Source organism: Flavobacterium sp. 11 (assembly GCF_002754315.1).
GTDB lineage: Bacteria > Bacteroidota > Bacteroidia > Flavobacteriales > Flavobacteriaceae > Flavobacterium > Flavobacterium algoritolerans.
This window is the reverse complement of sequence record NZ_PEFE01000001.1, coordinates 784,402-800,779: the sequence shown is the minus strand read 5'-3', so window position 1 is coordinate 800,779 and position 16,378 is coordinate 784,402. Positions and strand designations below refer to the sequence as shown.

Genomic DNA, 16,378 nt, shown 5'->3' with positions numbered 1-16,378 from the left:
AAAAAATCAGTTTTTATCTGTGAGAATTCGTGCCATCCGTGTGCTATTTTTTCACTGATAGAATGTAGAATGTAAATAACTTTGCGACCTTTGCCAAAAAAAATATCTTGTCAACAATAATCTCCATAACAGCCATAGCTTCCATTTCGCCTTTAGGAAATACTCCTGAGGCTATTTGGGAAAATTATCTTAATGAAAATCATTGTTTTACGGAACATATTTTAGACCATAAAAAAACCTTTGTAGCGACTTTAAACGCTAATTCAGAGCAAGTTGTTGGCGGTTTGCGAGAATCAGATAACAAATATAAATCCTTAGATAAATCGGTTTTGTATGCCATGGCGGCTTCGCGACAAGCGATGCAAAATGCGGGTTGGACACAAAAAGATATTTTTGGGATTAATATTGGTTCGTCACGTGGAGCAACAGATTTATTCGAAAAACACTATCAAGATTATTTACAAACCGGAAAAGCACAAACTCTAGCTTCTCCAACGACCACTTTGGGAAATATTTCCTCTTGGGTTGCCCATGATTTACAAAGCTCTGGTCCTGAAATATCTCATTCCATTACGTGTTCCACTGCTTTGCACGCAGTGTTAAATGGAGTGGCTTGGCTTCGAGCAGGAATGGCTGATAAATTTCTGGTTGGTGGCAGTGAAGCGCCATTGACTGATTTTACGATTGCCCAAATGCGGGCGTTAAAAATTTATTCGAATAGTACAGAAACATACCCGAATCGTGCGCTTGATTTAGAAAAGAAACAAAGCACCATGATTCTTGGCGAAGGTGCCGGTGTGTGTTGTCTCGAAATAGGGAAAAAAGAAAATGCCTTGGCTTATATAGAAGGAATCGGTTATGCTACGGAAATTCTAGAACATAATATTTCTATTTCGGCGGAAGCAACTTGTTTCCAAAAATCAATGAAAATGGCATTGGAAAACACTGATTTATCCGAAGTTGATGTTATTGTGATGCATGCTCCGGGAACTATAAAAGGCGATTTGACGGAGTATAAAGCGATAGAGAAAATCTTTGGCGAAAGCCTTCCTTTATTGACTACCAATAAATGGAAAATTGGTCACACTTTTGGTGCATCGGGGATTTTGAGTATGGAACTCGCTATTTTGATGATGCAACACAACAGATTTATCGGAGTTCCTTTTGCGGAAGCGCAATTACAAACCAAACCAATTAAAAAAGTACTGATTAATGCCGTTGGTTTTGGTGGAAATGCGGTGAGTGTTTTGATTCAAAAGGCATAAAAAAACCCAGCAGATTATTGACTGCCATGTTTTGTACTAGTTGAAATTAGCGGTGTTACAGCATCATTTTTTTTGTGATTTCTAAACCGTCTTCTGTTTTTATTTTAACGATAACAAGCTGTTTTTGAGTTTGGATTCCATTAGTTGTATGCTCCAAAGTGTTAATGTTTTTTTTCTGATAAATAGATTTACCCAATATGTTATAAATTGTAATGTCTTGAATGTTTTTCTCTTCCGAAACAAGTTGAATTTGACTTCCATTTTTAAACACAACTATTCCGTTTTGGACTAATTCAGGATTTTCTACTCCTAAGGTTTTGTCTTTAAATTTCAATTCAAAACGGTCGTTAAAAGTTCCTTTTTCGGTTGTAAAAGTGTAGCGACCTTGTTTTAAATTGACTGTAGCGTCATTTTTTTTGTCATGCAAAAACACTTCCTGATTGGTAAAGAATCCGTCAAAACTGTCAATTCCTACTGAGAATGTGCCGCCAATAGTGTTTTCAAAACCAAGAGGAATGCTGTCTTCTTCATCAAATGGTAAGCTTCTGCCTTGAATAGACAAATTTTCTTCACCTAAAATGGAATACATTGAAACAAAACTATCCGAAGAAAATGTTTTTCCGTCGTAGCCATTGTCGTAACCATTAGTGGCGCCAGTGATGTAGCCCAAAAGCATTTCGGAGTATGCTCCTTGCTCGTTTGTAATATTGACCCATACTCTGTTTTTTTCAAGAGTAGTGTTAGACGTACCTTTCGCAGCTTTTGTTTTAAAAAATTGCGTGTTGCCATTCTCTCCTTTGACTCTCATACTGTTATTGAAAACAAGTTTTTTTGTAGCTGGAGCAGTTTCTTTAATTTCTGCGAAAAAACCTTGCCCAGAAGCTATATTTCCTTGAGGCCTATTGTTGTTGTTATTAGTTTTTCCAGATAGTGCCGGACTTGTTGTTACAGTACTTCCCGTTAAATTGTATGATGCATAATCATCACCGGAATATGCAAAAACACCAGAACCTGGATTGGGAGTGTTTGCTGCTATAGCGGTGTTGTGTGTCCAGAAATACAGCGTCCCTTCCAAAATATCTTTGTTGTTTGCGTTTGTAAGAAATGCATCCGCATTTAAAGCACTAGGATATGGGTTTCCAATAAGCCCAAGAGAACCTGTTTCTGCTGTAGCAATTGGAAGTTCGATTAGACCTGTAAAAGGAACACCGGTAAAAGTTGTTGATACAATTTGTGTTGCCAAATCGTTTTCAGGCGCACGGGCAATATATCCTTTTCCGGGAGCCATTATGGTATTCTCTGATTCGAACTGCCAGTTGTCAACTGCATCATTAAAAGAATAATATAGATAGGATTCTTTGAAATTAGACAGTTTAATACCGGCAACTGGTGAAGACCAATACGTATAATCGTATTGCTTCATGAATGAGGAATTTCTAATTACATTTATAATTCCGGTACTTTTTGCATCATCATCATTTTGAATTAAACTACCGTTATTTTCAATGATTAAATTTCCTATCACAGTAACATCATTCTGTACTTCTACAAATTTTCCGGATGTTATAGTTAGTGTTTTTTCAGTGTTTATTGTCAGTTCACAAGTAGTAATGTTTCCGTGAATTTGTGTATTGTAGGTTCCGTTTATTATTGCTTTTATGGAAAGTGTAGGTGTTCCGTTTGACCAATTAGTGCCATTCCATGTGGATGAAATTTTACATCTGTTGTATTCATCGGCACCCATATCTGGAGCGACTGTACTTCTGGATTCTTCGTCAATATCAGTAGGAATAATAGCTAGCGGAGTTCCTTTGTCATCAAATGCTGCATTGGTTCCGCTTAAATGTAAATCGGCAATCGATACAAACGTTGGAATCACATTAATTGAATTTCGGTCTTTTGTAGTTGCCGTTTGCCAATTTGCTAATGTTGTTCTGTTGCCGCCCAAAAAACCGATATGTCTCGCAGAATAATAATCGTTATAATCGATGTTCAAGAATGATGAAGCAGCAACAGTTGAATAAACAGAATAAGCAGTTCCAGTAGTACTTGTATTTCCGAAAATGTTATTTATGATGTCTAATTCTGTTCCTGCATTTATATTCAATGCTGCAGAGATATTGTTTTGGTTTCCATTCAAGACAACTGAATTATGGTATAATTTGATATTTCTACCAGATTGTATCTGTATTCCTGAAGCACCATTTGTAGTTGTTCCGGTAGTTGTAATGTCACTAATAAAGTTGTTTGCAACAAGCATGTTTGCAGAAGTAGTGGCATTCATTTGTAAACTTAGCGTTCTAATAATACCATTTCCTGTGTTCTTTATGTTTGTTATTTTATTTTCAGAAATAACTCCATTTGTTTGTGTTCCACTTATGAAGATTGCATATTGAATAATGTGATTTGTGGTCAATATTACATCGGATATTGTATTTCTTTTGATATTATAATTACTCCCGTTTTCAATTGTAATTCCGCTTATGGATGGATTTCCAGTGTTGTCATTCAAAACCCCATTGATTACGTTATTTGTTATGGTGAAATCATTAGTATTAATCATGTAAATAGGCAAGGAAGGTTTTTCGGTGTTTATAGTACTTCCAAATATATTTGACTCCAAAGCCGTTTTACTCGTTTTTAATGTTGCGCTACTGTTGATGTAAACACCCTGTCTGACATTGATGAATTCATTATTTGTGATTTTGGTAGTAGCATTGTTTGCGGTTGCAGCATTGTTTATGTTTATGTTGTTGTTAAGGCCAAGTTCATTGCTACCGGAATAAATTCCTGAAAGTTGCCTTGCTTGCTGATTTCTGATGTTTGATTTTAATATTGTATTTCTTATATCAATATTTGTTGCTCCATTAGCACCATTACTGGCAACCCAAAGTACAGTTCTGTCTATGAAATTAACAGCGTCATTATTGATTAAAGTAAGATTTCGGGTTGTTCCCGTTGCATTGTTCCCGTCAATTATAATATTATCAGCTCCGTTAAACTCAATAACTGCAGGAACACCTGTAAAACCGTTTCTGTTTGTAGCGGTAATTGTTACTGTTTTTCCAATGTTGGGTTTAATGGTCAGCGTGTTTGTTGCGCTAGTACCCGTGAATTGAGTAATGATAATAGGAAACGTTTCCCCGGTTGTATTGCTGTAACTAGTATCGTCAAGTAAAAAAACAACTGGACCAGCTGCTCCGACACTATTTATTCTGGTAACTGCATTTGTCAATGTGTTAAAAGGCGCAGCATTTGTTGATTTAATGATGTAGTTTCCGGATAAGGCTTGTGAGATTCCAATAAAAGGTAATAGTAAAAATAAAAGTAAAATTTTCTTCATGAACTATTTTTTAAATTAATTCACATGCTTTTCTATTTTGAATAAAATTACAAGTGCAATTAGACTTACGAAAAACAGTTGCATTTGGATTTTAAATAATAAATATTTTGTGAAGAAATTTAAAAACGATAAAATTTTGCCTTTTGAGTATTTTGCTTTCTGATAAAAAAGTTTTAATATGAACTTCTAAAACAATCAGTACTGTTTGATTTATAGATTTTCTAATTCTTTTGCTTTTTCGAAAATCAAATTGCTTTCGAATCCTCTGCGCAGTAAATAGTCACAGAATTTTTTTCGTTTTTTTAATAGATTCGTTTCTTTTATAGATTCCCAATTTCTGTCGGCAAGGGTATGAAAAGTGGATAAATATTCCTCAGTAGAGATCTCTTTGAGGGCAATATTTATGAGAGTTTGTGTTATTTTTTTTGCTTTTAATTCATTGACAATCCTAATTTTCCCCCAATGTTTGATACGGTGTTTTCCTCTTGCAAAACTCTGGGCAAAACGTTCTTCATTAAGAAAATTATCACTTATAAGATGCACCATAATCGTGTCAATTTCATCAGTATCCATTTTCATACTTTTCAGTTTTTGTACTACTTCTTCGTGACAGCGTTCTTGATAGGCGCAATAATGCTCTATTTTATGGATGGCTTCTTTTATGGAAAAAACTGGGTTCATTCGTGGTGGTTTCTTGATTTTAGTAATTAAGCGAAATTAATTATAATGGTCGTTAATTGCGCATTAAAAATATAATTTTTTTGAGCAAGAGTATTACAATTAAAATGACAAAAGTTTGTCTTTGTGGCTATTGAAATTGAAAATGCTTTGTTTTTGATATTTTTCTTTCTTTATAAATGCAAACATGTATTACGTCGATTATTTTAACTGATGGTCGGTGAAATTTCATTTGATTTGAAAAAGTAATTGATATTGTACAAACTGATTTTTTCGATAAACACACACACTGAAATATGGTTCTTTAATGCCGTATTTAAAACAAATGAATTTACAAATAATACCATATGAATAAAAATTACTCAGACTCTAAAATAAGTTTATTATCGCTAATAAAATCCGTTGTCCCATTTCGTTTGCTATTGATAGTTCTAATTGTTTTCTTGTTCGGGAATAACATGATTGCTCAAGTTGCATCAAGTACTTGGGCTCTAACTGCTAATGGAAATTCTACAAATTCTGGAAATGTAACTGGAACCTCAGTAGCTATAGGTGCTGGGCTTAACAGTATTAATTATAATAACGGGATAGGTGTTAGTACTGTTAGTTGGTCAAATGATGCCAATAGTTTAAGAACAGATGAATACTACGAATTTGAAGTAACTCCTAATAGTAACACTATTTTTAATGTTACAGCAATTAATTTTGAACATAGTATATCAAATGGGAATTGGCAAGTGCAAGCCTATTATTCTACGGATGATTTTTTAACTTCAACTGCAATTGCAGTGCCTTTCAGCTCAAGTAGCACACTCCCAAACACAAATAACAATACAGTTAATATAAATGTTGATAATACAACTCTGTCAGTTAGAATTTACGGATGGGAATCCGATGCTGCTAATCGTGAATTAAGGATTAGAAATGTTGTTATTAGTGGAACTACTTGTATCAAACCAGTTGCAGCGAGTGCAATTAGTGGAGTGTCAGTTGTATGTCAAGGGCAAAATAATGTCGCTTATTCAGTTCCTGCTATAACAAATGCAACTGGATATGTTTGGACTTTGCCATTAGGTGCTTCGATAGTTTCTGGAATGAATACTAGGTCAATAATGGTTAATTTCTCTTCAATTTCAAGTTCTGGCGCTATTAACGTTCAGGGCACGAATACTTGTGGTAATGGAATGGTTTCTGTAAACTATCCTGTTATGGTCAATTTATCTCCTACTGTTACTGCTGCTGCTAGTTCTTCTTCAATTAATAGTGGCGATAATGTAAATTTAACGGCATCTTCATCTCCCACGGCTCAAAATGCCATTTTATTAAGTGAAGGCTTTAATGATACAACAAATTTTTGGACTAAAATTAATAATTCAACAGGAGGAACGGTTGCAGATGCCGCTTGGAAATTAAGACAGGATGGGTATGTTTACAATTACGGTGGGGGATATCCAGTAAGAACATTTCATTCAAACGATAACAGTCAGTTTTATTTATCTAATAGTGCTGATCAGAGTGGGGGAGTAACTGCTACTATATTGCAATCGCCTGCCATGAATTCATCAGGATATACTAGTCTTTCGTTAGAATTCTACCAATATAATCTTGATTTCGACAATACAGATTATGCTAGAGTAGAAGTTTCAACTAACGGTAGTTCTTGGGTAACTTTATCTAATACAACAACTACTCAAGGTGCTGAAAATAATTTTTTAAAGACAACAATTAATCTTGATGCCTATATCAATCAATCGAGTTTATATGTACGTTTTAAATATGATGCGCAATTTGATTGGTTTTGGGCAATTGATAATGTTACCATTTCGGGTAATAAAACAATTGCTTACACTTACAGTTGGACAGCTCTTCCATCTGGAACTGCAGGAATGCCATCTGGAGCAGGAACTTCTTCTGCGTCTAATGCTAGTATTATAGCCAATCCTACACAAACAACTAGTTACACAGCTACTGCTATAAATTCTATTACGGGTTGTTCAGGGACTTCTTCAGTAGTGACAGTAACAGTATTGCCAACTATAACCAATTTTACTCCTACCAGTTCTTGCGTTTCTTCTGGGGCTTCCATAGTGATAACTGGGACAAATTTTACCGGTGCTACTGCGGTGAGTTTTAATGGGGTTTTAGCAACTTATTCTATAAATAGCAATACACAAATCACTGCTATGTTGCCTTCAACTGCAACTACTGGTACAATTACTGTAGCTACACCTGTAGGGACTGCAACTAGCCCAACTTCTTTTACTGTAATTGAATTACCAACTGCGCCAACATTTTTGTCAGCGGATATTATTCCTCCTGATTGTGTTTCCGCTACGGGAAGCGTTACTTTGAATAGTTTGCCGTCAACTGGAATATGGACTTTAACAAGAAGCGGAACATCATCGGCAATAACTACAGGGACAGGGAGTTCAACTACAATTTCAGGATTGGCTCCTGGAACGTATACTTTTACGGTTTCAAATGCTACTTGCACATCTTTAGCTTCAGATAATGTGGTGATAAATCCCGTTTTAACTGATATATGGAATGGAACTACATGGTCAACTGGATTAGTTCCAACAAGCACACAAAAAATTGTTTTTGCAGGAAATTTTAATCAAGATGTAGATTTAGTAGGCTGTTCTTGTAAAGTTACCGGAAGCGCAACTGTTATCATCAGATCAAATCGTACACTCGCCATTACAAACGAAGTGGAAGTAGTAGGAGGAGGAACTTTGACTTTTGAGAATAAGGCTAGCTTGGTTCAAATTAATGATGCCGCTGTCAATGCGGGAAATATAATATACAAAAGACTCACAAATACGGGAGTACGCAATACCGATTACACGTATTGGTCTTCACCTGTATCGCCTTTAAATTTAGGAGGTACTGGAGGAATTTCGTATAATCCTTCTAGTCTTGTGGGTAGTATATTTTATTCTTACGAAGTTACTGCAGGCTCTGAAGATTGGAAAAGTGAGTCGGTGGCAAGTCCGATGATTGTGGGGAAAGGGTATAGTATTAGAGGTCCTGGGCCAATATCAGTAAGTCCTTTGACTCTGTTGGAAGTGACATTTGCTGGTAAGCCTAATAATGGACGCTATCCTATCACAGGAATATATCCTTTTAAATCATATCTTATCGGAAATCCATATCCCTCGGCATTAGATGCAGATAAATTTTTGACTGATAACGCAGGTGTCATAGATGGAACACTTTATTTCTGGACGCACAGCACAAAAATTGGAATTGGGGTTGTTAATCCCGGAACTGGTGTTTATGCTTATTCTGGAGATGATTATGCTTCCTATAACTTAACTGGAGGTGTTGGAACAGTTGCTGATAGCGACCCTGATAAGACACTAAGTAATCCTAACAAACCAACTGGTAAGATAGGGGCAGGACAAGGTTTTTTTGCTACAAGTAATACAACGATTTTAGGTACAAATGAAATTGTATTTAATAATAGTATGAGAGTTGGTGTTGGAGGAATTACAGGGAATAACTCTCAGATTTTCAAGACAAATAGCACCAAATCAAAAACGACAAGTGCCATTGAGAAAAACAGAGTATGGCTAAATCTAACTAATACAGAAGGTGCTTTCAAACAATTGTTAGTGGGATATATTACCGGAACTACTAATGACTACGATAATGGCTACGATGGTGAAACTTTTGATGGAAATGAATTTATGGATTTTTACAGCGTAAATCAAAATAAAAAATTTGTGATTCAAGGGAGGGCTTTACCATTTGATGAAAATGATGAAGTTTCTCTAGGATATAGATCTGTCGCGATAGGGAATTTTAGTATTGGCATTGATGAAGTAGATGGAATGATGCAATCTCAAAAGGTCTATATTGAAGACAAGCTGTTGAATGTGGTACATGATTTAAAAGCCTCATCGTATGATTTTACAACACAAGCGGGAACGTTTAATGATCGTTTTGTTTTGCGTTATATAGATAAAACTTTAGGGACAGGAGATTTTGAAGCAGCTGATGATAAAGTTGTAATTTCTGTCAAAAATAAACAGATAAAAATAGACTCTTCAGATGAAACAATTGATAAGGTTTTAATTTTTGACCTAATTGGAAAACAACTATATAAAAAGATAAACGTTGGGAATAGTGAACATGTAATACCCAATTTGTCTTCAAGTGAGCAAGCTTTAATTGTAAAAATTGTATTGCAAAATGGTCAAATGGTTTCTAAAAAAGTTATATTTTAAAATAGCTTAAAGTATAATTTTAAATAATTTGTTACAGTTGGTGGTTTTTAAGATTTTGTAAAACAGCTTTTTAACGAATATAAATGCATGTCGACGATTTTATTATGTGAAGTGGATTTGTTTTTTTTAATTTGAATTTAACGTAGGTTTTTTCTTTTGAAAAGAAGCAGATTTAAAATCGAATTTATAAAAAAAATATACAAAAGCATGATCAAAAAATTACTCTTGACTCTTTTTTTAGTTTTAGTTCAGACTGTTGTTTTTTCTCAAAATGTAGGTGATTATCGTTCGAATGTAACTAGCGGAAACTGGATTGTACTTGCAAGTTGGCAATATTACAATGGTGTTTCATGGGTCATTCCTTCAGGAACATCACCACAAGGATATCCTGGACAGTTTACGGGTACTGGTGCGGTTATTATTCAAGCTGGACATACCATAACTATGGGGACGAGTGATTTAGCAACAGCAACAATGGGCACATTAACGATTAGTGGTACATTAGTTTTGGATGGAGGAAGTGGGGGAAATGCAGGAGGTACTTTTACAATAAACACTCAAAACCTTATAATTACCCCAGGTCTTATCCCTTATGCTAATATTAATTTTGCAAATAAAGTCACTTTGAATTTACCTACAAATGTATCTATTCAAGTAGGGGAAGGTGGGCTACCAACACCCGGGAATGGAATATGTAATAATAATATTGAAATTTCAATTGGAGGTAATGTTTTAGCATATTGTTCTGGAACAGGAAGTCCGGCAGCAGCATATACTTTCACCGATGTTATAAACAATGGGGGTTATAATGCTGTAAAAGCATCAATGTCAAAAACATCTCTGTGTGGTTCAAGTAGTTTTTCTATAAGTGCTATTGCAACACCATCTATCGGAGCAACTATCAAATGGTATACAGTTCCAAGCGGTGGTTCTCCGATTTATACAGGTAGTGCTTACTCATCTACTATATCTTCAACAGCAACATATTACCTTGAAGCTTCTTATGGTACAGGAGCTGGTACATATACAACTTCTAGGACTGCAATAGAGGTAACTGTAAATAGTGTAGCTACTAAAACCTGGAATGGAAGTTCATGGTTACCGAATAATCCAACGAGTGCAGATAAAATTGTGTTTAATGGTAATTTTTCATCTACTGCCGATTTGGAGATTTGTTCTTGCGAAGTCACTACGGGGAATGTTATCATTAATAAAGGGCATACATTAAAAGTAAATAATGAAGTGAAAGTTTCTGGTGGGTCATTAAAATTTGAAAATAATGCTAGTTTGGTTCAAATTAATGATAATACTACTAATATAGGGAATATAACTTATATGAGAAGCAATTCTACAACTAGAGAGACAGATTATACTTATTGGTCTTCACCAGTTACAGGACAAATATTGAAAAATGTTTCTATTAAAACCCCTTCTGATTTTTTTTATTCATTTAACGCAGTTGTAGATGATTGGAATCAAGAGGATTCTGATAATACAATGACAATAGGTCTTGGGTACATCATTAGAGGTCCTCATTATGAGACAATACCACCTCCAGGGTTTTATGAAGCTCCTTTTCAAGGGGTGCCAAATAATGGCTCCGTTTATGTTACTATTCCATCTTTAGGAAGAGAAACATCGAATCTTATAGGTAATCCTTATCCGTCCGCTTTAAATGCAGATTTGTTTTTAACAACAAATAGCTCCGTTTTAGATGGAACCCTTTATTTCTGGACGCATAATACAGCAATGGGTATTGGGGTTAGCAACCCAGGGACTGGTGTTTATGCCTATTCATCAGATGATTATGCTACTTATAATCTAACTGGAGGGACTGCAACAAGAATTGGTAATTTTGTAGGAGGAGTAGAGCAAGAATCAAATAAACCTAATGGTAAGATTGCTGCTGGTCAAGGATTTTTTGCAACTGGTAAAGTAGCTGGTGGAGATATCATATTTAATAATAGTATGCGTATCTCTGGAGGTGCTTTAGGTGTAAATAATTCCCAATTTTTCAGGACTGCCAAAAGCTCAAAAACGAAGGATGCAATTGAGAAACACCGTGTTTGGCTTAATTTAACTAATTCAGAAGGTGCTTTCAAACAAATGTTAGTTGGGTATGTTACTGATGCTACTAACGATTATGATGATGCTTTTGATGGAGAAAGTTTTGATGGAAATCAGTTTGTTGATTTTTATAGTATCAATGATGATAAAAACTTAACCATACAGGGTAGAGCTTTGCCATTTGATAAAAATGATGAGGTAACATTAGGGTATAGTTCTACAATTGCAGGGACTTTCTCAATAAGTATTGATCAAGTGGATGGAATACTAACCTCTGAAGATGTTTTTATCGAAGATAAAATGACTAATAGTGTTAAAAATCTAAAAGAAGGAGCTTATAGTTTTTCAACTGGAGCAGGAGCTTTTAATGATCGTTTTGTATTACTTTTTACACAAAAAACGTTAGGAATAGAAAATGTTGGTGAATTTGATAATTCGGTTTTAATTTCTAAAGATAAAAATGAATTAAAAATAAAATCTGAACTTGAAAGTATAAAACGAATCACAGTCTTTGATTTACTTGGAAGAAAAATATTTGATAAAGAAGCTGTAAATAGTAATGAATTCCGCACGTCAAATATTACTTTGAATAAACAATTAGTAATAGTCAAAGTGATATTAGCCAATGGAAAAGAAATCTCTAAAAAAGTTATTTATTAGAACAATAGAATAATTTCATAGTCGTATATAAAAATCCCATTCTGTTTGTTCAGGATGGGATTTTTTTGCAGCAATAAAAGCAAAAATATTTCTTGATTTAGGCTAAATATCACTAAATGTGGGTATTGTGTAAGGGAGTCATAGTGTTTACATTTATAGATGTTATTAACCAAAGTTGAAATTATGAGTCGTATCAAGATTCATAATAGCGGCCTAAATCCAATCTAAATTTGAAAACAATATTAGTTTACTTTGCTATAGTATTTGGTCTTTTGTTTCAAAATAAGGCATATTCTCAACAAGGAAAATCAGATGCAACATTTAATGTTTATGATGATGGTTTGCAAGGGGACGGTTTTGATAATACTGTTAGAACAGTCTCTTTGCAACCAGATAGTAAACTGATTGTAGGAGGTGATTATTTGAATTTTAACGGTGCAATAACTCCGTATTTATGTAGGTTGTTTCAAGACGGGTCTAAAGATACATCCTTTAATCTAGGTTCAAGTTTTAATGGTAAAGTGTATTGTTCTTTAATACAGCCTGATGGCAAGATAATTTTAGGAGGTTCCTTCACAACCTTTAATGGAATAAGTGCAAACCGATTAATACGATTGAATAGTGATGGCTCCATTGATGCTACATTCAATACTCTGGTAGCTGCAAGTAGTGGAATAGTGTATGGACTAGCTTTGCAAACTAATGGTAGCGTGGTTATTGTAGGTAGCTTTACTAAATACAATGGAATCACAGCTAATCGAGTAGCCAGAATTTTACCTAATGGGAATTTAGACGCTAGCTTTATCACTGGATCCGCGGCTAATGGAGTAGTGGAAGAAGTTCAAATTCAGCCTGATGGAAAGATAGTTTTAGCAGGTTCATTTGATTCTTTCAACGGAATTAGTAAAAATAAAATAATCAGATTAAATTCGGATGGGAGTCCTGATACTTCTTTTGTGATAGGCTCGGGTTTTAATGCTGGCGTGTCAGCTCTTGTCTTACAACCTGATGGGAAAATTATTGCTGGCGGGGATTTTGTAACCTATAACGGAATTATAGCAAATAAAATAGTTCGCTTGAATATAGATGGTTCTATTGATGTCAGCTTTGTTTCAGGCATAGGATTTAATGGTGGTGTTGTTGAGGTTATTAAACTAAATTCAGCTGGAGCCGTTATGGTTGGAGGTTCTTTCACGGGTACTTATAACGGAATAGATGTAAATCGATTGACGTTTTTAAGTTCTAATGGAATTTTAGATCCAATATTTGATATTGGAGCAGGTCCATTCTCGGCATCAGTTCTGGATGTCGCTAATGCTTCTGACGGTTCTTGGTATGTAGCAGGTTCTTTCTCCATTTTTGATTCACAAAATCAAGGGCGATTGGCTAAAGTTGATCCTGTCGGAGCTTTGGATATTGGGTATCTTACCGCTGGTGTAGGTTTTGATAATTCAGTTTTGAAAGTGCTTTCCTTATCAGATAACAAAACAATGGCATTTGGTAGTTTTACGAAATTCAACGGAACTATTTGTAACAGAGTTTCACGTTTGTCTGAAGACGGTGCAGTTGATTCTTCATTTAATACATCTGGTGCTGGTGCAAATAATACTATTAGAAGTGCAATCATACAAACGGATAATAAAATTGTTTTAGCAGGAGTTTTTACAACTTACAATGGTGTACTGGCAAACAGAATAACCAGAATTCTTCCTGACGGGCTTTTAGATCCCACTTTTATCACGGGATTAGGCTCAAATAATCAAATCTATGCGCTCGCATTGCAGGCAGACGGGAAAATAATTATTGCTGGGAATTTCACAAGTTATAATGGGGTTTTGGTGAATAGAATTGCCCGGTTATTGCCCAATGGAATTCTTGATCTCACTTTCAATACAGGTTTAGGTGCTGATGCTATAGTAGAAGCGGTCTTGTTGCAACCGGATGGAAAAATAGTTTTAGGGGGACGTTTTGCTACTTTTAATGGAGGTTCTTATAATCGAATGATTCGTTTGAATACTGACGGAAGTATTGATTCCGGTTTTTCTGTTGGCATTGGCTTTGATAAAAATGTATATGCAATTGCCTTACAGTCTGATGATAAATTGATTGTTGGTGGAACATTTTTAAGTTATGGAGGTGCTTCCGCAAAAAGAATTCTGAGGCTGAATAGCAACGGGAGTCTGGATACCACTTTTGCATCAGGAGCAGGTTTTAGTAATGGAGAGATTAGAACTATTTTGGTTCAGCCGGATGACCGGGTTTTACTTGGCGGAACTTTCTCGGGAACTTATAATGGAATAGCTGTAAAACGAATGCTGAGATTGCTTTCTTCGGGAGTTTATGACACTACTTTTTCCGTAAACTTAAACGGTACGCTGTTTAGCACTTGTTTTACGCCAAATAATAAAGTAATTATTGGAGGAAGTTTCAATTCTGTTTCTGGAATAACAAAGCATCGTGTAGCCCGAATTAAACTGTGTACAAATAGTTCTGTATGGAACGGGATTGCATGGAGTAATGGGCTGCCATCAGTTGAAAGAACATTAATTTTCAATGCTAATTACAGCTCACTTGCTTCCGTAAATTCCTGTTCTTGTTCAATTAGTTTGGGAAATACGGTTACTGTTCCAGACGGAAATACTCTGGGATTAGTTTTTGATTATTCGGGTTTAGGCACGTTGATTTTAGAAAACAATGCGGCACTTTATCAATCCGAGGATCAGGTCAGCAATACTGGAATTATTCAGTTAAAAAGAAAAACGACACCAATCCTGAAAACAGATTATACGTATTGGTCTTCTCCGGTTTTAAATCAAAAATTGATTGATGTGTCTCCAAATACACCTCCGGATAAGTTTTATTCTTTTGATGCTTCTTTAGATTCATGGTTTAATGAGCTTTCAACATCTGCAATGACGGTTGGTAAAGGATATATTATCCGTGGACCAGAATCTTTTTCGGGTGCAGTTAAAGGGTATCATGAAGCAGTGTTTGTTGGTGTTCCTAACAATGGATTGGTGTCAATTCCAATTGGTGCTACAGATACGTCGAATCTTATTGGAAACCCATATCCTTCAGCGATTGATGCCAATTTATTTATCAATGCAAATAATGGAATTTTAGAGGGAACCATTTACTTCTGGACGCATAATACTGCGATTAATAATAATATATATACTTCGGATGATTATGCAGTTTATAATTCATTGGGAGGTGTTGGTACGAGTGCGTCTTTGAGTTCAGGCGTTAATAATACAAAGCCAGATGGTAAAATTGCTTCTGCTCAAGCTTTTTTTGTCACTGCTATCAATGGTGGCGGAATTGTAAAATTCAATAATAGTATGCGAATAATTGGGCAGAATTCAAGTTTTTTTAAATTAAATACGACCAAGAAAGCAAAAACAAATGATATTGAAAGACATCGCATTTGGTTGGATTTATATAATAGTGAAGGCGCTTTCAAACAAATATTACTGGGTTATGCAACTGGGGCGACTGATGATTTTGATAATTCTTTTGATGGTGAAAGTTTTAATGGCAATGAATATTTAGACTTTTACAGTATTATTCAAGATAAGAATTTGGCAATTCAAGGTAGGGCTTTGCCATTTGAAGAAACTGACGAAGTTAAATTAGGGTTTACTACTACGATAGCGGGTGCTTTTACGATTAGAATCGATCAAGCGGATGAATTACTAGCGTGCCAAAATGTTTTTGTTGAGGATAAATTCAACAACAATATTATTAATTTAAAGAATGAGATTCTAACTTTTAATACTGCTGTGGGGATTTTTAATGATCGTTTTGTATTGCGTTTTACCGATAAGACTTTGGCTTTGAATGAACTTGAAAAAGATAAAGAATCAGTTTTAGTGTTCAATGATAATAAACAATTACAGGTGAATTCTACTAAAGAGTTCATCGATGAAATTTCAATATATGATTTGGCTGGAAGAAAAATATATCAAAGGAATAATATAAATGATATTGATTTCTCGTTACTTAATTTGGCGTCGAATCATCAGGCATTAGTGATAAATATAGTTTTACAAAATGGTCATTCAGTTGTAAGAAAGGTAGTTTATTAAAATATTGGCATAAAAAAACCATCTGTTCAAAACAGATGGTTTTTG

General features: G+C 35.0%; 6 protein-coding genes. 4 read left to right on the top strand and 2 right to left on the bottom strand.

Annotated elements, in window-relative coordinates; all coding sequences use genetic code 11:
• The first annotated feature begins 107 nt into the window (after window positions 1-107).
• Window positions 108-1,265 carry a beta-ketoacyl synthase N-terminal-like domain-containing protein gene (locus CLV00_RS03485; RefSeq protein WP_099713829.1) on the top strand — a complete coding sequence of 386 codons (1,158 nt, stop codon included), beginning with the start codon at window positions 108-110 and terminating at the stop codon, window positions 1,263-1,265.
• Between the two features lie 55 nt (window positions 1,266-1,320).
• Here the strand turns inward: CLV00_RS03485 and CLV00_RS03480 are convergent, their stop codons facing one another.
• Window positions 1,321-4,608 (bottom strand): T9SS sorting signal type C domain-containing protein, encoded by a 3,288-nt coding sequence (locus CLV00_RS03480; RefSeq protein WP_099713828.1) that lies wholly within the window; start codon window positions 4,606-4,608, stop codon window positions 1,321-1,323.
• Window positions 4,609-4,818: 210 nt separating this feature from the next.
• Window positions 4,819-5,289 carry a regulatory protein RecX gene (locus CLV00_RS03475; RefSeq protein ID WP_099713827.1) on the bottom strand — a complete coding sequence of 157 codons (471 nt, stop codon included), beginning with the start codon at window positions 5,287-5,289 and terminating at the stop codon, window positions 4,819-4,821.
• Window positions 5,290-5,633: 344 nt separating this feature from the next.
• Here CLV00_RS03475 and CLV00_RS03470 point away from each other — a divergent pair, with 344 nt between their 5' ends.
• The 3 genes from CLV00_RS03470 to CLV00_RS03460 all read left to right on the top strand — a co-directional run bounded on the left by CLV00_RS03470 (window position 5,634) and on the right by CLV00_RS03460 (window position 16,333).
• On the top strand, window positions 5,634-9,518 hold the full coding sequence (locus tag CLV00_RS03470) for a T9SS sorting signal type C domain-containing protein (RefSeq protein WP_099713826.1): 3,885 nt from the start codon (window positions 5,634-5,636) through the stop codon (window positions 9,516-9,518).
• Window positions 9,519-9,725: 207 nt separating this feature from the next.
• Entirely contained in the window at window positions 9,726-12,245 is a 2,520-nt protein-coding gene (locus tag CLV00_RS03465) for a T9SS sorting signal type C domain-containing protein (RefSeq protein WP_143394876.1), read from the top strand.
• Window positions 12,246-12,475: 230 nt separating this feature from the next.
• Window positions 12,476-16,333 (top strand): T9SS sorting signal type C domain-containing protein, encoded by a 3,858-nt coding sequence (locus tag CLV00_RS03460; protein ID WP_233206847.1) that lies wholly within the window; start codon window positions 12,476-12,478, stop codon window positions 16,331-16,333.
• Window positions 16,334-16,378: the final 45 nt, after the last annotated feature.